The sequence below is a fragment of the Bryocella sp. genome, assembly GCF_058498515.1.
The window spans coordinates 1-17674 of record NZ_JBMHYI010000046.1 but is presented as its reverse complement, the minus strand read 5'-3'; the positions used below and the strand labels follow the sequence as shown (position 1 = coordinate 17674).

20 protein-coding genes are annotated in these 17674 nt (G+C 60.8%); 13 read left to right on the top strand and 7 right to left on the bottom strand.

What is annotated here, in order from left to right:
* A partial coding sequence (locus AC5E6W_RS13340; protein WP_491752807.1) for a mandelate racemase/muconate lactonizing enzyme family protein occupies positions 1–1350 on the bottom strand: 1350 nt, incomplete at its 3' end.
* A gap of 135 nt (positions 1351–1485) precedes the next feature.
* On the opposite strand from AC5E6W_RS13340, the gene AC5E6W_RS13335 reads away from it, so the two are divergent.
* Both AC5E6W_RS13335 and AC5E6W_RS13330 read left to right on the top strand, forming a co-directional pair.
* Positions 1486–2067 carry a TetR/AcrR family transcriptional regulator gene (locus AC5E6W_RS13335; RefSeq protein ID WP_491752806.1) on the top strand — a complete coding sequence of 194 codons (582 nt, stop codon included), beginning with the start codon at positions 1486–1488 and terminating at the stop codon, positions 2065–2067.
* A gap of 71 nt (positions 2068–2138) precedes the next feature.
* Positions 2139–2735, top strand: a complete 597-nt coding sequence (locus tag AC5E6W_RS13330) for a hypothetical protein (protein WP_491752805.1) — start codon at positions 2139–2141, stop codon at positions 2733–2735.
* Between the two features lie 419 nt (positions 2736–3154).
* Here AC5E6W_RS13330 and dapA read toward each other — a convergent pair whose 3' ends face one another.
* The gene (gene dapA, locus AC5E6W_RS13325) at positions 3155–4069 is read right to left on the bottom strand and encodes a 4-hydroxy-tetrahydrodipicolinate synthase (RefSeq protein ID WP_491752804.1); all 915 of its coding nucleotides are present in this window, start codon (positions 4067–4069) and stop codon (positions 3155–3157) included.
* 70 nt (positions 4070–4139) lie between these two features.
* The gene (locus AC5E6W_RS13320) at positions 4140–4760 is read right to left on the bottom strand and encodes a TMEM175 family protein (protein WP_491752803.1); all 621 of its coding nucleotides are present in this window, start codon (positions 4758–4760) and stop codon (positions 4140–4142) included.
* 130 nt (positions 4761–4890) lie between these two features.
* On the opposite strand from AC5E6W_RS13320, the gene AC5E6W_RS13315 reads away from it, so the two are divergent.
* Positions 4891–5961 (top strand): SDR family oxidoreductase, encoded by a 1071-nt coding sequence (locus AC5E6W_RS13315; protein WP_491752802.1) that lies wholly within the window; start codon positions 4891–4893, stop codon positions 5959–5961.
* Positions 5962–6102: 141 nt separating this feature from the next.
* Here AC5E6W_RS13315 and AC5E6W_RS13310 read toward each other — a convergent pair whose 3' ends face one another.
* Positions 6103–7176 carry an IS30 family transposase gene (locus AC5E6W_RS13310; RefSeq protein ID WP_491752801.1) on the bottom strand — a complete coding sequence of 358 codons (1074 nt, stop codon included), beginning with the start codon at positions 7174–7176 and terminating at the stop codon, positions 6103–6105.
* 304 nt (positions 7177–7480) lie between these two features.
* Between AC5E6W_RS13310 and AC5E6W_RS13305 the strand changes: the two genes are divergently transcribed.
* From AC5E6W_RS13305 to AC5E6W_RS13280, 6 genes are all read left to right on the top strand, one after another.
* Positions 7481–7861 carry a hypothetical protein gene (locus AC5E6W_RS13305; protein ID WP_491752800.1) on the top strand — a complete coding sequence of 127 codons (381 nt, stop codon included), beginning with the start codon at positions 7481–7483 and terminating at the stop codon, positions 7859–7861.
* Between the two features lie 10 nt (positions 7862–7871).
* Complete coding sequence (gene dapB / locus AC5E6W_RS13300; protein ID WP_491752799.1) at positions 7872–8558, top strand: 4-hydroxy-tetrahydrodipicolinate reductase; 687 nt, start codon at positions 7872–7874, stop codon at positions 8556–8558.
* A 68-nt stretch (positions 8559–8626) separates the two neighbouring features.
* On the top strand, positions 8627–8893 hold the full coding sequence (locus tag AC5E6W_RS13295) for a type II toxin-antitoxin system Phd/YefM family antitoxin (protein WP_491752798.1): 267 nt from the start codon (positions 8627–8629) through the stop codon (positions 8891–8893).
* Complete coding sequence (locus AC5E6W_RS13290; protein ID WP_491752797.1) at positions 8886–9173, top strand: putative toxin-antitoxin system toxin component, PIN family; 288 nt, start codon at positions 8886–8888, stop codon at positions 9171–9173. Before AC5E6W_RS13295 ends, AC5E6W_RS13290 begins: the two co-directional genes overlap by 8 nt.
* 301 nt (positions 9174–9474) lie before the next feature.
* Entirely contained in the window at positions 9475–10740 is a 1266-nt protein-coding gene (locus AC5E6W_RS13285) for an aminopeptidase (RefSeq protein ID WP_491752796.1), read from the top strand.
* A 507-nt stretch (positions 10741–11247) separates the two neighbouring features.
* Entirely contained in the window at positions 11248–11751 is a 504-nt protein-coding gene (locus AC5E6W_RS13280; protein ID WP_491752794.1) for a GNAT family N-acetyltransferase, read from the top strand.
* A gap of 84 nt (positions 11752–11835) precedes the next feature.
* Here the strand turns inward: AC5E6W_RS13280 and AC5E6W_RS13275 are convergent, their stop codons facing one another.
* Genes AC5E6W_RS13275 through AC5E6W_RS13265 form a run of 3 tightly spaced genes read right to left on the bottom strand, consistent with a single transcriptional unit; the run spans position 11836 to position 13953 of the window.
* A complete protein-coding gene (locus AC5E6W_RS13275) occupies positions 11836–12594 on the bottom strand; it encodes a hypothetical protein (protein ID WP_491752793.1) in 759 nt (252 codons plus the stop codon).
* A gap of 1 nt (position 12595) precedes the next feature.
* The gene (locus AC5E6W_RS13270; RefSeq protein ID WP_491752792.1) at positions 12596–13072 is read right to left on the bottom strand and encodes a hypothetical protein; all 477 of its coding nucleotides are present in this window, start codon (positions 13070–13072) and stop codon (positions 12596–12598) included.
* Positions 13069–13953, bottom strand: coding sequence for a ParA family protein (locus tag AC5E6W_RS13265; protein ID WP_491752791.1), 885 nt, complete (start codon positions 13951–13953; stop codon positions 13069–13071). Before AC5E6W_RS13265 ends, AC5E6W_RS13270 begins: the two co-directional genes overlap by 4 nt.
* Positions 13954–14221: 268 nt before the next feature.
* Here AC5E6W_RS13265 and AC5E6W_RS13260 point away from each other — a divergent pair, with 268 nt between their 5' ends.
* The 4 genes from AC5E6W_RS13260 to AC5E6W_RS13245 all read left to right on the top strand — a co-directional run bounded on the left by AC5E6W_RS13260 (position 14222) and on the right by AC5E6W_RS13245 (position 17468).
* The gene (locus AC5E6W_RS13260; protein WP_491752790.1) at positions 14222–14443 is read left to right on the top strand and encodes a hypothetical protein; all 222 of its coding nucleotides are present in this window, start codon (positions 14222–14224) and stop codon (positions 14441–14443) included.
* A complete protein-coding gene (locus AC5E6W_RS13255) occupies positions 14427–14726 on the top strand; it encodes a type II toxin-antitoxin system RelE/ParE family toxin (RefSeq protein WP_491752789.1) in 300 nt (99 codons plus the stop codon). The genes AC5E6W_RS13260 and AC5E6W_RS13255 overlap by 17 nt, the downstream gene beginning before the upstream one ends.
* Positions 14727–15417: 691 nt before the next feature.
* A complete protein-coding gene (locus tag AC5E6W_RS13250) occupies positions 15418–16557 on the top strand; it encodes an NAD-dependent epimerase/dehydratase family protein (RefSeq protein WP_491752788.1) in 1140 nt (379 codons plus the stop codon).
* An 11-nt stretch (positions 16558–16568) separates the two neighbouring features.
* Entirely contained in the window at positions 16569–17468 is a 900-nt protein-coding gene (locus AC5E6W_RS13245; protein WP_491752787.1) for a hypothetical protein, read from the top strand.
* Positions 17469–17674: the final 206 nt, after the last annotated feature.

Below are 17674 nucleotides of genomic sequence, written 5' to 3'. Positions count from 1 at the left end.
GCGGACGACTTTCATCACTTCGTGCTTGGCGATATAGGCGGGGTCGATTTCTACGCCTACGCCCGGGCTGGTGGGGACGGTGATGACGCCGTTGTCGTCCGAGCGTAGCGTTGAGGTCGCGCAGGTATAGGGGAGCTCGTTGTTGAACTCCTTGAACTCGTGGTACGGTCCGCTGTTCGTGATGGCGGAGACGAAGTGCATCATGTACAGGTAGCCGAGGCCCGTGGAGCTGATATGCGGAATGCATTGCTTGCCCATGGCCGCCGCCATGCGCGCGACCTTCATGCAGCGGACCATGCCGCCGAAGTAGAACATGTCCTGCTGGACGATGCCGACGGAGTTATTCGCGAGGACGTGGCGGAAGTTCCAGGTGGAGGGTTCCTGCTCGCCGAGGGCGATGGGGATCTGGAGGGCGTTGGCGACTTGTTCGAGGCCGTCGTAGTCGTCGAAGGGGACGGGCTCTTCGTAGAAGGCGTAGTTATATTCCTGCATGATTTTGCCGATGCGGATGGCTTCGGCGGGAGCATAACTGCCGTTGGAGTCGGCGGAGATGACTATGTCGTCGCCGAAGGTTTTGCGGACCATGGGGATGAGGCGGGCGGAGCGGTCGGGCGGGGTTTCGACGTGGGACATGCGGCCGCCTAGCTTGAACTTGATGGCCTTGGCGTGGGAGATGGCGACGTCACGCTTGAGGTGCTCGATGGTCTCTTCGGGAGTGATATAGCGCTCCCCGTTGGCCTGGTAGACGCGGATCTTGGGGTTGTAGATCTTGTCGGAGATGAGGAGGCCGATGGGGCGCTTCGCCATCTTGCCGAAGAGGTCGAGGATGGCGAACTCGAGCGTGGCGAGGGGAACGAACATGGCCATGCCGGTGGCCTTGTAGTTGGACTGATAGACCATGCAGAGGTCGAGGTGGCGCTCGAGGTCGCGGGCGTCTTCGTTGAGGAAGAAGGGCGCGATGCGGTCCATGAAGATGGGGTAGAAGGTGGCCATCTGCTGGGCGTTGGAGATGGAGATGCCCTCGGCGCCGTCCTTGGAGCGGACGCGGCAGAGCCAGGACTTCTTGTAGTGGAGGAGCTCGATGGAGTCGAGGATGACGGGGTTGGGGAAGAGCTCGCGCTTGAAGACGGGGAGGTCGCGCGCGGCGTCGAGCTTGGCGAAGTTGGCTTGGATCTCGGCCGGGCTGGGGCGGCGGTGTGGCGGCCAGGGGTGCTGGGCGTGCTGAGGCGCGAAGGCCTGCGCAGCGGGAGCGGTGGCGAGGGCGGCGGCGGTGGCGAGGGAGTTGCGGAGCAGGTCGCGGCGGGTGGAGACAGAAGGCTGGATCGGCGAAGGCTGGATCGGAAAAGACATGGTGCGAGGATTCCTCGCGGAAACGATACTTGTCTGACAGGTTGATTGTCGAGGGACGAGGTTCTTCTTCGAAGGGACAAGAGAGGTGCACAAATTTTCCGAGTCGTAACCTACTAGTTGGTAGTCCGATTGGGTATGCAGGGAGAAACCGCAGATCGCATCCTCCAAACGGCTAAAGCTCTGATCATGGATCGAGGATATTCGGCATTCAGCTATGCCGATATTTCGGAAGCGGTCGAGATACGAAAGGCCAGTATCCATCACCATTTTCCGACCAAAGTGGGCCTGGTGGTCGCAGTCCTCAGAGCTCATCGTGAGGCACTCGTGCGGGCAACGCAGCATCTCACAGAGACGATGAAGGATCCTCTGGCGCGACTGGAGGCATATGTCCAGCACTGGGAAGGGTGCATTCGGGACGAAAGCCAGCCGTTCTGCATCGCCGCATTGCTGGCGGCCGAACTCCCGAGCCTGCCGGAGGAAGTTCAGTTCGAAGTTCAGCAGCACTTTCTGTTTTTGAGCGAATGGATTCGAAAGACCCTGGAAGAGGGTGTTACGAAGCGCAGATTGAAGCTGCGGGGAAGTGCTGAAGACGAGGCACAGACCTTCATGGCAACCGTCCATGGGGCCATGCTTTCTGCCCGAGCGCTGGGAAGCTGCGATGTTTTTCAAGCTGTGACGGGGAGTGCATTGCAACGTATTTCTACGCGAAGGCCGTAGCCCGCCGGGGCTATTGGGCCTTTGTCTGACCACACAACCTACCAACTAGAAGATAGCTTCAAGGAGATATTATGCCTACCTCAGCCCTGAATGAGACGCTGCAAGCACGTTCGTTGCGTAACCTCTACTTCACACGGACCGCAGTCCAGTTGCTTTGGGCGGCGATCGTTCTGGCGACCGCGGTCAGTCAGCCTACCCTCGCTGCCGGCCTGCTGATCCTCTATCCGCTGTGGGACGTTGCCTGCACGGTGTATGACCTGAGGACGTCTGCTCGCACGCATGCCGGACCGCCCACGGCACAATACATCAATGCGGCGCTGGGAGTGCTGGCAGCGGTGGGGATCTCTCTGACGGTCTTCAAGTCTCCGCAGAATGCCGTGGTCACGTTTGGCGCATGGGCGTTTGCTGCGGGGCTTGCTCAGCTTGCGGTTGGAGTGATTCGCAGGAAGGAGCTTGGCGGGCAGTGGGCGATGATCCTGAGCGGCGTGCAGTCCGCGGCCGCGGGTGTGGCGTTCCTTCTTGGCGGGCTCAAGGACAAGACACACATCAAAGATCTGGGTGGCTATGCGGTCTTCGGCGGAGTGTACTTTCTCATCGCGGCGATCCTGATGCACCGCAAGCTGTCCAGAAGCGCAGGGAGCGATGCGGCCGTCGCCATGGAACGCTGATGGCGGGTGAAAGATCTGGGGCGATGGCATTCGCTTCGATTTACTTCTCGCTGCATGGCTGCAGGGAGACTCTGATCAAGGCCAGCGAAATGCCCTCGGCGGCTAAAGCCGGGAGGGATGGAATGGCTTTTTGTCACGGCTGAAGCCGTGACCTGCCGTTCGTGCCATTCATCATGGCGGGAGCCTCGACCTGCCGTCTGTGCCGTGCGTCGTGGCGGAAATAGTGGCTTGATTTTGTGTTGCTTGATCGGAGCTCGCCAGGGAAGTTCTGGATATGTCCGCTCTTAGCCAGGTATCCGGTTCTCGATCCCTCAGGGGCTAAAGCCCATGTGTTGGCATGCCCTTGATGGCGGGGCTGAAGCCCCCTGACAAAGCGAGGCTCAGGCACAGGTGGCCCAGACAGCTTGATCTGGATCTTGCTAGAACATGCGCAGATTATCGCCGGGGCGGTCGATCAGGAGGCCTAGTTCGCCGAGGAGGCGTTCGAGCTTGCGGCGGGTGGGGTCGGCGATGGGGACCATGGGTAGGCGGAGGGTTTCGTTGCCGCGGCCGAGCAGGGCGAGCGTGGCCTTGATGGGGGCGGGGCTGGGCTCCCAGAAGTGGGCCTGCAGGAGCGAGAAGTAGGCGCGGTTGATGCGGCGGGCGGTGAGCCAGTTGTTGTCGAGCGCGGAGTTGACCATCTGGGCCATCTGCTGGGGGATGGCGTTGGAGGCGACGGAGATGAGGCCTGCGCCGCCGACGGCGATGGTGGGGAGGGCGAGGACGTCGTCGCCGGCGAAGACGCGGAAGCTGCGCGGGGCGAAGTTGCAGACCTCGGTGATCTGGGCCATGACGCCGGAGGACTCCTTGAGGGCGACGATGTTGGGGAGCTCGGCGAGGCGGAGAACGGTGGCGGGCTCGAGATTTGCTCCGGTGCGGCCGGGGATGTTGTAGAGCATGATGGGCAGGTCGACGGCCTCCGCGATGGCGCGGAAGTGCTGGAACTGGCCTTCCTGGTTGGGCTTGTTGTAGTACGGGTTGGCGGTGAGGATGCCGGTGAGGCCGGGGACGCGGGCGATCTTGCGGGCGTTCTCGATGGCCTGGGCGGTGGCGTTGTGGGTGACGCCGGCAAAGACGGGGACGCGCTGTTCGGCGGCTTCCACGGTGACGGTGACGACGCGGATCCACTCCTGCTCGGTGAGGGTGGCGGCCTCGCCGGTGGTGCCGGCGGGGACGAGCAGGTTGATGCCGTTGGCGATCTGCCAGTCGACGTGCGAGCGCAGCGCGGGCTCATCAATCGCGCCGTCGGGCCGAAATGGGGTTACGAGAGCGGTGCCGCAGCCATGCAGGTTCATACGTCGGCCTTAAGTGTAGAGCTTTTCGGGTTGGCGACGAAGGGGATGTGCGAGGATCGAGCACTTTGGGTCAAGGCTGCGAGGGCGGGTCGTGCTCGTGATGCCAGCGTGATTTGGCGCGGGTCTCTTCGACGACGCGTTTGGGAGGGACGAGCCAGATGACGGCGACCAGACCGATGAGGGCGAGCGAGATCCATGGCGAGAGGTACGCGAAGCCGATGGCGCAGAGGTAGCATGCGGCGGAGAGAGCTGTCTTGAGGAGGCCACTTGCCGGGGTGACGCCGCTGTGGGCGCAGATGAGCGTGGAGAGCACGAACCACGGGATGGCTGGGACGACACAGACCGTCGCGTAGAGCGCGATGGCGAAGGGGCTGAGGCCGCGTTCGCCCATCCAGGCGGTGGCGGCGGGGATGAGCGAGAGGCAGAAGAGCAGGGCGATGTTGGACCAGAGGATGCCGTGGGTGACCTGCTGGAGGTCGTCGAGGAGATAGTGGTGGTTGACCCAGTAGATGCCGACCTGGATGAAGCTGAGCAGGTAGACGACGAGGATGGGCGCGATGTCGCGGAGGCCTTCGAGGTTGGAGATGGTGCGCACGGGCACGTGGATCTCCAGCACCATGATGGTGATGATGACGGCGATGACGCCGTCGGAGAAGGCCTCCATGCGGGAGGGTGAGAGTCGGTCTTCCATGGGTTGGATTGAGGATACGGCAGAGTGCGGAGTTGCGGGCGACGCTGGGCTTCGGAACCCGGACCGCATCCTTTGGGGCAGGGTTGGAATCGAACTAGCCTGCCGCGTTTGCGGTTGAGGAGCAGCAGGAATGGCATTGCGGAAGCGGGCGTTGATTGCGGGTGTGTCGGGCATTGTTGGCGGGAACCTGGCGGAGCGGCTGGTGGGTTCGGGCGAGTGGGAGGTGCTGGGGATTGCACGGCGGCCGGGCAAGCAGGCGGGGGTGAGGCCGATTGCGGCGGACATGCAGGATGCGACGGCGCTGGCGGCAGCGCTGCGCGGGACGCAGCCGACGCATGTGTTCTTTACCAGCTGGCTGCGGCAGGCGACGGAGGCGGAGAACATCCGCGTGAATGCGGGGATGGTGCGGAACCTGTTGCAGGCGGTGGCGGGGGAGGGGTCGGTGCAGCATGCGGCACTGGTGACGGGGTTGAAGCATTACCTGGGGCCGTTCGAGGCGTATGGGCGGGGAGTGTTGCCGGCGACGCCGTTCCGGGAGGATCAGGAGCGGCTGGCGATCGACAACTTCTACTATGCGCAGGAGGATGAGGTCTTCGCGGCGGCGCAGCGGGATGGGTTCACGTGGAGCGTGCATCGGCCGCACACGATCATCGGGTACGCGGTGGGGAACGCGATGAACATGGGGACGACGCTGGCGGTGTATGCGACGCTGTGCCGCGAGCAGGGAAGGCCGATGCGGTTTCCGGGGTCGAGCGTGCAGTGGAAGAGCCTGGTGGATATGACCGACGCGCGGCTGCTGGCGGAGCACCTAGAGTGGGCTTCGACGACGCCGAAGGCTGCGAACCAGGCGTTCAACGTGGTGAACGGCGATGTGTTTCGGTGGAGCTGGATGTGGCGGCGGATCGCGGAGTGGTTTGGCGTGGAGGCCGAGGAACTGGAGGGCGAGGGCACGCCTCTGGAGGTGCAGATGGCCGATGCGGCACCGCTATGGAAGCGGATCAGCGAGCGCGAGGGGCTGGTGGAGACGGATATCTCGCGGCTGGTATCGGCGTGGCACACGGATGCGGACCTGGGCCGGCCGATCGAGGTGATTGCGGATATGTCGAAGAGCCGGAAGCTGGGGTTTGGGGCGTACCAGGCTACGGATGAGAGCTTCTTCGAGCTGTTTGCGCGGCTGCAGGGGGAGAGGCTAATTCCTTAGAGGATAAGGGTATCGTTCGCTGCCGCGAACGATACCCCACGCTTTCACGAGGAAGCTGTGAAAGTATGGGCCGCCCGTCGTTCGTTGTGGGATGGGCATCCTGCGAACCCATACCTCTTCGAGACATGGGGCACGGCGGATTCAGGAACCAAGTGCAACGTTGTTGGTGATGTTAGCCCAGAAGTGTACGAAGTCGAATTGTCCATCTGGGAGGAAGAGTTCTGCTGGGGCTTTCCAGCCGAGTGTTTTTCTGGGCCTTACGTTCATGGTCCAGGCGATGTCGTCGAGCTGGTCCTGGGTGAAGGGGCTGAGGTCGTGTCCCTTGGGCAGGTACTGGCGTAGCAGTCCGTTGGTGTTCTCGGCGATGCCCCGCTCCCAGGGCGAGTGGGGATGGGCGAAGAAGACCTCGACGCCTGTGGCCTCGGTGAGGCGGCGATGATGGCGCATCTCCGATCCCTGGTCATAGGTCATGGAACGTCGCATCTGGCTATCGAAGCGGTTCAGGATGGAAGCGAAGGCTTGGGCGGCGTGGTCGGCACGGGGGCTGTCCAGCTTCACCAGGGCCAGGAACAAGGTGCGGCGTTCGACCAGCACGCCGACCTGGGAGCGGTTGGCCTTGCCGATGATCATGTCGCCTTCCCAGTGGCCTGGAACCAGGCGGCGGTTGATCTCTTCGGGCCGCTGGTCGATCAGGATCCTCTCTGGAATCGGCGGCTTGCGCGCTCCAGTGCCGCGCCGTTGCCGACGGCGGTCCTGATGATGGCGGCGTAGCGAGTCCAGCAACTGGCGGCGCAGCGCACCGCGGGGCATAGCGTACAGCGTGGTGTAAATGGTCTCGGCCGAAAGCTGCACGGGCTCGGGCATACGCCTGAGTGTGCGCGCGATCTGGGGCGGACTCAAGCCGCGCCGCAACATCCATGGGACCTGTTCCCAAAGAGGCGTGCCGGCCACCAGCTTGCGGACACGCCGCTGCAACCGCTCCAGCCGCCGTGCACGGCGATGGGCCGCAGCTGCCCGATAGCCGCCCGCCAACAGCAGAGCACCAGCCTTGCCCGGCCTCGCCCGTCGCCAGCCGTTGCGGCGCATCTCCCGGCATATCGTCGACCGCGATCGACAAAGCCCTGACGCAATCACCGCAGCAGAAACTCCCAGCCGAAGCTGAGACTCAATCACCACACGCTCCGCAAAACTCAGATGAACATACAACGTCGCCAAGGCAAGATCCCCCAAATGGAATGTTGCGCTTGGTTCCCGAATCCGCCGTGCCCCATATCTCGAAGAGATGTGGGCCTGCGGCTGCACGACTCCGGGTGCCCCACGTCTCGACTTTGAGACGTGGGTTCGCAGCATATCCGCCCCTTCGCTAGTAGCCGCAAAACTCCGGGTGCCCCGGGTCCGGACTCTCGGACCCGGGCTTCCTGCGAACATCTCTCCGGCTCAAGCAAAACCATTACCCACCCCGCTGCGGCAGCCTAGAATGGAAACCGGACTACAGAACCCGGCCTTTCGAAAGTCAATCATGCGCAGAGCGGTAACGTTGTTGAACAATATCGCCCTCTTTTTGTTTTGGGGTCCTGCTGCAGCCGAACATTGGCTGGGTCCGAAATATCCTTGGCTGCGTCATTTGTGCAACCTGTTTATGTTGGCCTTCGGCATCACAATTTTTCTGGGTAACTGGAATCGTCAGGCCAGACGGCCAATGACGGTTCGTGAGAACATTGCCCTCCACATCTTCCTTGCCATATTCATCGGAATAGCCATCGCCTATAACCTGGGTCATTGGTATCTGGTCATATTGGCTCCCGCATGCGCGTATTTCGCCCTGACCTCCTTCTTTCTCGTCAAGCAGGCGCACCAGACTGAAGAGACACAAAGCACCCTGCTTCAACAGCCGCGCTAAACTGATCCCCATGCGCCTCCTCATCCTGGGAGCCGGCAAGACCGGCAAACTCGTAGCTGAAGTCGCCGCCGAACGCGGCCACAGCGTCCACGTCCTCGACGCCACGGAGAACCGCGACGGCGCCGCCCTCACCGCCCCCTTCGTCACCGGCTTCGACGTCATCATCGACTTCACCACCCCCGAAGCCGTCGTCACCAACATGCGCGCCTGCTTAGCCGTCGGCGCCAAGATGGTCATCGGCACCACAGGCTGGTACGAAAAACTCGCCGACATGAAAGCCCTCGCCGAGCGCCGCAACGGCTCGCTCCTCTACGGCACCAACTACTCCATCGGCGTCCAGAAGATGTTCGCCCTCGCGCGCCAGTTCACCGCCGCGCTCAAGGACTCCGGCTATGCGTTCTCCATCGAGGAAACCCACCACACCTCCAAGGTCGACGCCCCCTCCGGCACCGCGCTCACCCTGCGGGACAACGTAGCCTCCGTCCTCGGCAACACCGACATCCTCATCGAAGCCCACCGCGTCGGCGACGCCGCCGGCCTCCACACCCTCATCGCCACCGGCCCCAACGACCGTCTGCTCCTCACCCACGAGTCCACCTCCCGCCGCCCCTTCGCCGAAGGAGCCGTCCGCGCCGCCGAGTGGCTCGCCCAAAACCCCGGCATCGACGACTTCCAGGACGTCGTCGACAAGCTATAGTCCTGCCCAAACCAAAGCGTCCCTCGCCCTCCATCGACACACACACGAGGGGAGCGTATTCTGCTCCCATGACGACGGTCTCTACCTCGGAAGCCGTTGCTCGCCTGCCGGAGCTCCTCAAGCAGGGCGAATCCGTCGTCATTCGCGAGGATGGCGATGACGTTGCCGTGATCGTTGCGCTGCCTTCGCGAGTAAGGACGGAGGAGGAGCGCAGCGCGTCTTGGGCTCGCCTCCAGGAGCTTAGCCAGCACGTCTCGGCAGACCTCGAGCGCGATCTCGCCAAGGATGGCCGCACCGTCGATCAGTTCCTCGCCGACGCCTTGGCGGATGAGTAGCAGCGCTGTCGCCGACACCAACACCATCGTGAGCGCATTGCTTGCCTGGTCCGGTACAGCAAGTCTCGCGCTACGTCAGCTTCGCGAGAGCCATCAGCTTCTCGCTAGCGACGAAACCTTGGCAGAACTGCGCGAGGTGCTCTTCCGCAGGAAGTTCGATCGCATTCCTCTCAGCGCCCGCGTTGATTTCATCGAGAGCTATCAAGGTGCGGTGGTGCTCCATCAACCTTCGATACAGCTTCGCGCCTGCCGAGATACACGTGACGACAAATTCCTCTAGCTCGCCGTAAGCGGTCAAGCTGAACTCCTGCTGACAGGCGATCAGGACCTTCTTTCACTCGATCCCTTCCAAGGCATCCGCGTCGTATCGCCCTCCCAGTACCTCCGGGGCCATCGTTGAACTCATCCGATCGGCCGTCCCCTGCACTGGCGCACATCGCAACGCCCCGTGCAGGAGACGCACTGCATTGCTGGTCGCGAGTTGTTAGGCGTGGCCAGCGCGTCAGGCGCTTGCGCATTCAGCTCCCGACTCACGACGCACAACGTACAACGCCCCCGCCGCCCAGCGGTACACTTGCACCATGTCGAACTCCGCATCCAGCTCCTTCTCGGCCCTCTCCTTCGATCAGAAGCTCGACCGCCTTGCCGAGGTCGCCATCCGCGTCGGCCTCGGCCTCCGCGAAGGCCAGGAGCTCTTCATGACCGCGCCCACCGACGCCATGCATCTCGCGCGCCGCATCACCGAGCAGGCCTACAAGGCTGGCGCCAAGCTCGTCACCACCCTCTACACCGACGACTCCGCCGTCCTCGCCCGCTACGCCCACGCCCCCGACGAGTCCTTCGACTACGCTCCCCAATGGCTCTACGACGGCATCGCCGCCGCCTTCAAATCCGGAGCCGCACGCCTCGCCATCACCGGAGCCAACCCCGCGCTCCTCGCCGGTCAGGACCCGAAGAAAGTCTCCCGCGCCAACACCGCGCTGTCTAGGGCCTACAAGCCCGCGCTTGAGCTCATCACCCGCCACGAAATCAACTGGACCATCGTCGCCGCCGCCACCCCCGCCTGGGCCGCCATGGTCTTCCCTAACGACCCCACCGAGCTCGCCATCGACCGCCTCTGGGACGCCATCTTCAAGACCTCACGCATCACCAGCGACGACCCCGTCGCCGCCTGGAAGCAGCACGGAGCCAACCTCAAGCAGCGCGTCGACATGCTCAACGCCAAGCGCTTCCACTCCCTCCGCTTCCACAACGACGAAGGCACCACCGACCTCACCGTCGGCCTCGCCGACCAGCACCTCTGGGCAGGCGGAGGCACCACCGCCGGCAACGGCATCTACTGCCAGCCCAACATCCCCACCGAAGAGTGCTTCACCACGCCCCACAAAGACCGCGTGAACGGCCACGTCACCGCCTCGAAGCCCCTCTCGCATCAGGGCTCGCTCATCGAAAACATCCGCTGCGAGTTCGCCCACGGCAAGATCGTCAGCGCCACTGCCTCCAACGGCGAGGCCGCACTCAACCAGCTCATCTCCACCGACGACGGCGCACGCAAGTTAGGCGAGGTCGCCCTCGTCCCGCATAACTCCCCCATCGCCCAGTCCGGCATCCTCTTCTGGAACACCCTCTTCGACGAGAACGCCGCCAGCCACATCGCCCTCGGCCAGGCCTACTCCACCTGCCTCATCGGCGGCGAGCACATGAACTCCGACGAACTCGCCAAGCTCGGCGCCAACGAGTCCCTCATCCACGTCGACTGGATGATCGGCTCCGCCACCATGAACGTCGACGGCCTCGACGCTCAGGGCAACCTCCAACCCCTCATGCGCAACGGCGCCTGGGCCTAACCGCACGATCCGGGTGCCCCATATCTCGAAGAGATGTGGGTTCGCAGGATGCTCGCAAACTCCGTCCTTCCGAAGCCCAGCCCCTGACAACCAACAACCCCTAACAAATTGTCATCCCTGAGCAAAGCCTCTCGCAGCGTCATCGCGAGAGGCGCAGTTGAAGGACCGGCTGTCCTCCATCCCGCATCGCGTGCCCCCACCTCTCCCGCAACTCGAGCTGGGCCGAGCCCGCACACCTCAAACCTCCAGCCCGCACCGCGGGCGCCCTGTTCCCCTCATCGCTCTACAGAAAACAAAACCGCAAAATTGCACGTTCCAAGACCCTGGCCCCAAACCCTATTCCTTAGTCCCTGGACCCTAGCCCCTTGACCCTTGGCCCTAATCCCTTGGCCCTTGGACCCTAACCCCTTGACCCTTGGCCCTTGACCCTTGGCCCTTGGACCCTAACCCCTTGACCCTCGACCCTTGACCCTCGACCCTTGACCCTAACCCCTAACCCCTGCCCCCATGACCCTCCGCCCAGCCACCCCCGCCGACCTCCCCACCGTCCTCGCCCTCCTCGACAGCTACTACACCGAGTTCGACATCTGGCAGCGCGACGCCCCCACCGACACCGCCCAATCCCTCGCGCCCTCCACCGACGGCGTCGGCTACTTCCTGGCCTTCCTCAACGACAATCCAAACGGCAATCCAGACGAAGTCCCCGCCGCCTGCGTCATGCTCCGCCCCCTGCCACTCCCCAACCTCGAACCCGCACTCGAAGGCACCGCCGTCGAGTGCAAGCGCCTCTACGTCCTCCCCGCCTTCCGAGGCTACAAACTAGCCGGCCCCCTCATGGACCTCGCCGAGCAGACCGCCCGCAACGCCGGCCACACCTGGATCTACCTCGACTCCAAAGCCGAGTTCCAGACCGCCATAGCCATGTACCGCCGCCGAGGCTACAAAGAAATCCCCCGCTTCAACAACAACCCCCAAGCCACCATCTTCATGCGCAAACGCCTCAGCGCTTAAGCGTCCGGGACTTCAACGGCGGAATAGCGCCCAAACGGCCATAAGCCAACTCAGCGTAGACAAGATCAGGGATATAGTCCTAAGTTACTGCGAAATCCCGAACTCCCCTTTTGATAGGACCTTCCGTTGTGTGGGGCTAAGAAGATAGAAAAGGTGAGACTTCGGCACTGCAGGAAGTGAGCCATATTTCTGTGCGCGGAAGGCGCACAGGATTATCGCTGCGTTAGAAAATGCATCATGGAGCAGAACCGAGAAGGACCTGAGAGCATCATCCTTGATTTCATCGAAGGGCGGAGAGGCGACCCCGCGCGCAAGTTCCCCTGGATGAATAACCGCATTCAATCGGTGATGGACATGTTTCAGACCTTCTACAGCCTTCTTCCCTAGCCCGGACCGGTCCCCCAGCATCAACTCGTCCAGATATTCTAAGTAGAACGAAGCCTCTCGGTGAGCAGCATAGGCAATTGGGGTACGTGCGTTCTGAGTAAATCCCTTTGAGGTCGCCGAGGAAAACTCAGCCCATTCTCTCCGGTGATCTGTGAAATAAACCGTCCAGCCAACGAGTTCGAGAAGCCTGCGCACCTCGGATTGAGCCGCAGAAGTTTGACCTAGCGCCACCAGCAGAGGAATCCGTAAGGCTAGCGACCTCGCGCCAGACAAAGAGGGACGCAGGCTTGGACTCGCTAAGGCAGCAGCCACAACCTCGAACGAAAGAGCAGCGTGAAACAATTTGCGATAGACGGCCTTTTTCGTCGAGTTCTTGATGCACCGAACTGCCAAAACTTCGGCATCAGCTGCATATTCTGAGACATGAGATCTGAGCTCAGCATCCTTCAGCGACACACTAACTCCGATTTCTCAAAACTGAGATCCATCCAGCTGTCTGGCCACCAGAGGCATCGGCTAAATCTTCAAGTAGCTTACGTCGGCGGCTAGGCGCTAGCTCGCTAACGATGGAGGCGAGCCTCCTCGTTAGTCTTTCCTTGCTCTCTTTCGGACGCTTTTCAACGAGAATGTTGTTGCGGGAGAAGATGTCGATGATCTTGTCGGAGGTTGAATCCGCGAGAGCCTTCATCATCAAGGCCGCAAGATCTTGCATTTGGTTCTCTACGGACGCATGACCGTAACCATTGGCCGCCCTCTCTTCTGGACGCCTGCTCGCTCGACTAGTCTCTCGGGCGGGGCGGGCCAGCGCGCGCATGACATCCTTGATCAACGGATCAACTCGGTGTGAGCGACTAGCGGCGATGAAGTCTTCTTCGTTATAAAGGCTCAGCAATCGATAAACATCACTGAGCAAAGCGTTGAATGTCGAAGTCATTTCCTCACCTTTGTAGCCTTCTTAGCTGTCCTCTTTATATTCGCCGACGCCAACTCCTGCTTTAGCTCGTCAGCGATATCGCTCACTTCGTAGCGCCTAGACTCTCGTGCGTATAGTGTCTCAAAAATAGGCTTCTGGTCCTTGACCGACCTCATGAACGAACGCGTGTGGCGAAGTCTGTTAGCGAAGAGGTACACACCCTCCCCCTTCGCCGCAGAGGTAACTTCTGCAATCGCCTGAGCTTCAAGATTCTGGTCATTCAAGACCTGTGTGAATACAACACCTAATACCTGGACCTTATGTGGATCTTCACAATTCGCTCGGAAAGCGTCAATGGTTTCGAGCAGATTCGTGAGGCCCAAGATTGAGAATCTGTCTGGTTTTACTGGAATCAGGAGATGATCCGAGGCATTCAGCGCCATCGTCGTCAGAACAGAGTCTGTGGGAGCGCAGTCGATGATGACATAGTCGAACTTTTCCCGGACCTGCGAGAGTAGCTTCTCCAATTTGAAGTCTGACTGCGAGGGATTCTTGACGACCCTTGCGAGATCAAGATCCGCAGGAAGCAATTGGAGTTTCTTGCCACCGGTTTCGCGAACGGTATGGAATGCTTTAGCCACCGACGGCTTCGCTTTAGATCCTTTTTTCAACTTCAGCTTCGGTGAGTCAAGGAGGAAATCGCAAATCGTGCCATTCTTCGTGCGGTGCTGCTCAAAGGCTTTGTAGTCCATTACATACTGCGTCGCGTTGAATTGGGGATCTAGGTCGATCAGCAGCACGTTCGTGGGACCGTCACTGTGCAACTGCCACGCCAAGTTGACTGCGAGGGTCGTCTTGCCAACCCCGCCCTTCATGTTTAGGAGTGAAATCGTTGTGCTCAATAGGATCCCCCGAGGTTCAGCTCTGCTGAGAGTGCAATCAGCATAACCGACCGACGGGGACGAATCTAATCGAAGGTGGCCGACATCCCACCAGCCACCGAAGCGGGTGGGTTCGCAGGCTACCCATCCCACGACGAATGACGGGTGGCCCATCCTTTTCACAGCTCCATAGTGAAAAGGCCGGGACATCGTTCGCGGCAGCGAACGACCGCCTTGCCCCCCGCCGACAACACCCCAACTCACCCACGAACGGGTGTACCCTACCCCCATGCAGCTAACCGTTGAGATCCCGGACAGTCTCGCCGACCAACTGAAGGCCGCAGGCATGGACCCTGCCCGGATTGCCCTCGAAGCCTGGCGAGACTCCGTCGCCGACGCAGACGCCCGCGAAGCCATCCGCCAGGCCCGCGAAGATGTCCAGGCCGGCCGAACCGTCCCACTCCATCAAGGCTTCGCCCAGTTCCGCGAAAAACATGGCCTGGACCGTTGAGCTCACCGCGCGCGTTCTGCGCGAACTCGACCGCCTCTACCTCCATATCAGCGCGACAGAGTCCGCAGGCGCCGCCCGATGGTTCGCCGAGCTCGAAGACACGATAGGCCTGCTCGCCTCATCACCCCGCATGGGCAAGCCCACCCGCGAAGACCCGGCGGTCCGCGAGATCATCTACGGAAACAAGCCGCACTTCTATCGTGTGCTCTACGAGCTCAACGACGAATCGGAGCGCGTCTACGTCCTGACGATCCGCCACGGCAGGCAGCTCCCGCACCCCTGACGCCATCGCGCAAACATCCTCCCGAACGCCGCCCCACCACCCCTCCACCCCAGAATCCTGTCAACCCACCCCAACCCCAAACACCGCGTCAACACCAGCGATCCGCACCAGAAAACCTGGCACATTCCCCACCAAAATTCCCTACAATTAAGTAGAGAAATCACCCCACCGATCCCGCCGACTCTCCTGACCCCAAAAACAGAGGTACGGACCTAAAGTCTCTTCTTTGAATACTTTGAGCAAAAAAAGGGGGGGGAGGGGGGTACCCTCCGCCTAAGGAATCAACCTCTCCGCCCTTAGCCGCGCAAACAACTCAAAAAAGCTCTCATCCGTAGCCTGATACGCCCAAACCCCGGCATCCTGCGCAAGCGCCTCACCTAGCCCCCCGAACAACCCCACCCCCCAAGCTCAATCCCCTCACTCGCTCCGTTGAGCCTGAGGTGTAAATTGTGGCCGCGATGTTGCCGATGTACTTAGACGGCGGGGCCAGCGCTACAGCCAACTCGCGAATCCAAGGGCAGTGCGACAGACTGGCAGTGGTTTGGCCTCGAACGTGCTACCTGCCTTAGCGAAGGCGTTCGAGCTAATCGAACGCTAATCATTGTGGGCCAGGCAGGGTAGTCAATTGGCGACCCCCTCGAAGAAACGCTCCGGCCGGGAAAGCAGATCAATCGGACATCGGATATCCCTTATGACGCCACGAAAAACCGTCCTGTTAACCGGCGGGAATGGCTTGTTGGGCTGCAACATCCTTAAGTTGCTCGCCGATGACGAACGCTATCGGGTCGTCGCTCCCGTGAGGAATATACTCTCGCCCTCCATACAGCCGCTCGCGGATAGAATCCACTTCCTCCAGCACGACCTGGGCGACCCGGTCCAGACCGCGCACATGTTTCAGCGCATCAAGCCGCAAGTGATCGTCCATTGTGCTGCCAGCGGGCTGCGGCCGGCGAACCAGGCATCTGACGATCCCGCGACGTTCAATATCACATGCGCCAGGGACTTATTTCAGATGAACTGCCGGCTGGAGCACCCCTCGCACTTTATCTACATCAGCACGGGCCTTGCGTATCGCTCCCAAGGCAGACCGCTCACCGAGGAAGATCCACTCGGCACATTGAATCCTTATGGAGCCAGCAAGGCCTCTGCCGATCTCATGCTGCAAACAATGGCAGCGGAATTCAATCGACGATTGACGATCCTTCGCCCCTTTGCCTTTACCGGGGAGTTCGATAGCAACCGGTTATTCCCGTTCATCCTGCAGGCCGCCGTCGATGGAAAGCGCCGGCAGATGACATCCGGAACCCAGATTCGGGATTTCTGCTCTGTCAACGACATCGCCTTGGGGGTGGCACGGGTGATGGAGCGCGATCAGGTATCCCCGCTGGAGGTGTTCAATCTTGGCAGCGGACTCAGTCTGCCCTTGCGAGACCTGATTGAGATCGTCTGCAAAGAGCTGGGCCTGAAACCCGATCTTGCCTTTGGCGAAAGGGAGATGCCCCCCTTCGAACCGAAACACTCCGTAGCGAACATCACCAAGGCGGAAGCACAGCTTGGCTGGAAGCCACGGACGAGCGTTACGTACGCCGTGTGGGAGTTGGCGCAGCAGGTCGCAAAGACTCTGCCCCTGAAGCGGCCCGAGAGAGAGAGCACGGAATTACTTAGCCTGTTGTGGTCACGTCAGGAGTCCCAGGTCGGCTCCGGCGCTGCAAGCGTCGCGGGTACGCAGGACCCCTGCGAAGTTGCTGACCTGCCAACGTCACATCCTTTGCACCAGGAACACGCTCTATCCACAGCTCTCCAGCGTGCCCATCTTGGGAGCTGGATTTGAGGTCATCCGCCATGCCCACCGACACGCCAGCTTCCGTCAACCGCGTTTGCATCCTTATTCTGACGTACAAACGGAACGATGCTCTCTTGCGACTCATCAATCAGATTCGAACTATGCTCGAAACGTATCGCGGGCACAATCGCTACGAGCTCTGCGTCGCGGACTCCGACCCGAACAATCCGATTGCGCCTCTCCCGCCTCATCTCAAGGTTCAGTACTCGGTCAATCCTGGCAGCGGCTTTGACGACAACATCTACAATTTTTGGCTGAACAACGTAGATAAGTACGACTTCATCTTCAGCATCAGCGACGACGATGTATTTACCCCCTGGCTGAACCCGCTCTACCTCATGGACGCAGCGATCGACACCGGCAATCAGATGGTGATATTCAATCATCGTTGTTACAAGTTGGGGCCGAACAACGAAATCGAGCTGGACAGCACCGTGAATTTCCCGGACGCCGAACTTCTTGTCTGGGATAAGAGTCAGCTGCAGCGAAGGACTCTCACCACGCTGCCCAGTCACGTCGGTTTGCTGTATTCCACCAGGCTCCTGAAGGCTACGCTCAAGAAAGCATCGGAGTTCCGGAACACCCTCCACCTTTATGCCGTTCCCATTATTTTTGCGGCAGCGGCCAACTCGCTCCTGTTTTCGGACTATATCCTTTGCCTTTATCGTACTGAGGTGAAGACAGATGGCGCATGGAGCGCCTCTGAAGATGTAATGAACGGGTTAGTGGAGTTTCTCAAGAAACTGAAGCAGCTTCTTCCACCAAATCTCTTTGATATCGCTGAGACGGGGTTTTTCAGCTTCTACTTTAGTCGTGACTCTTGGCTTCGCAAGCAATTACAAGATAACCCCAATCTGAAAAGCGAAGAGCAGATACGAGAGATCCTGGCCAATTCCTGAATAAGGTAACTCGCGCGAAAGGGTGGGTCTCGGCATGGCCTGAGCCGTTCAAACCGGACGATTGAGCCAACCACTGAACTGGGTGGGCGGATTCAGGAACCAAGCGCAACATTCCATTTGGGGGATCTTGCCTTGGCGACGTTGTATGTTCATCTGAGTTTTGCGGAGCGTGTGGTGATTGAGTCTCAGCTTCGGCTGGGAGTTTC

Bases quoted from the DNA above. Each gene is read 5' to 3' on its own strand.
- AC5E6W_RS13335 (WP_491752806.1), top strand. From the start codon at position 1,486: ATGCAGGGAGAAACCGCAGATCGCATCCTCCAAACGGCTAAAGCTCTG.
- AC5E6W_RS13330 (WP_491752805.1), top strand. From the start codon at position 2,139: ATGCCTACCTCAGCCCTGAATGAGACGCTGCAAGCACGTTCGTTGCGT.
- dapA (WP_491752804.1), bottom strand. From the start codon at position 4,069: ATGAACCTGCATGGCTGCGGCACCGCTCTCGTAACCCCATTTCGGCCC.
- AC5E6W_RS13320 (WP_491752803.1), bottom strand. From the start codon at position 4,760: ATGGAAGACCGACTCTCACCCTCCCGCATGGAGGCCTTCTCCGACGGC.
- AC5E6W_RS13315 (WP_491752802.1), top strand. From the start codon at position 4,891: ATGGCATTGCGGAAGCGGGCGTTGATTGCGGGTGTGTCGGGCATTGTT.
- AC5E6W_RS13305 (WP_491752800.1), top strand. From the start codon at position 7,481: ATGCGCAGAGCGGTAACGTTGTTGAACAATATCGCCCTCTTTTTGTTT.
- dapB (WP_491752799.1), top strand. From the start codon at position 7,872: ATGCGCCTCCTCATCCTGGGAGCCGGCAAGACCGGCAAACTCGTAGCT.
- AC5E6W_RS13295 (WP_491752798.1), top strand. From the start codon at position 8,627: ATGACGACGGTCTCTACCTCGGAAGCCGTTGCTCGCCTGCCGGAGCTC.
- AC5E6W_RS13290 (WP_491752797.1), top strand. From the start codon at position 8,886: ATGAGTAGCAGCGCTGTCGCCGACACCAACACCATCGTGAGCGCATTG.
- AC5E6W_RS13285 (WP_491752796.1), top strand. From the start codon at position 9,475: ATGTCGAACTCCGCATCCAGCTCCTTCTCGGCCCTCTCCTTCGATCAG.
- AC5E6W_RS13280 (WP_491752794.1), top strand. From the start codon at position 11,248: ATGACCCTCCGCCCAGCCACCCCCGCCGACCTCCCCACCGTCCTCGCC.
- AC5E6W_RS13270 (WP_491752792.1), bottom strand. From the start codon at position 13,072: ATGACTTCGACATTCAACGCTTTGCTCAGTGATGTTTATCGATTGCTG.
- AC5E6W_RS13260 (WP_491752790.1), top strand. From the start codon at position 14,222: ATGCAGCTAACCGTTGAGATCCCGGACAGTCTCGCCGACCAACTGAAG.
- AC5E6W_RS13255 (WP_491752789.1), top strand. From the start codon at position 14,427: ATGGCCTGGACCGTTGAGCTCACCGCGCGCGTTCTGCGCGAACTCGAC.
- AC5E6W_RS13250 (WP_491752788.1), top strand. From the start codon at position 15,418: ATGACGCCACGAAAAACCGTCCTGTTAACCGGCGGGAATGGCTTGTTG.
- AC5E6W_RS13245 (WP_491752787.1), top strand. From the start codon at position 16,569: ATGCCCACCGACACGCCAGCTTCCGTCAACCGCGTTTGCATCCTTATT.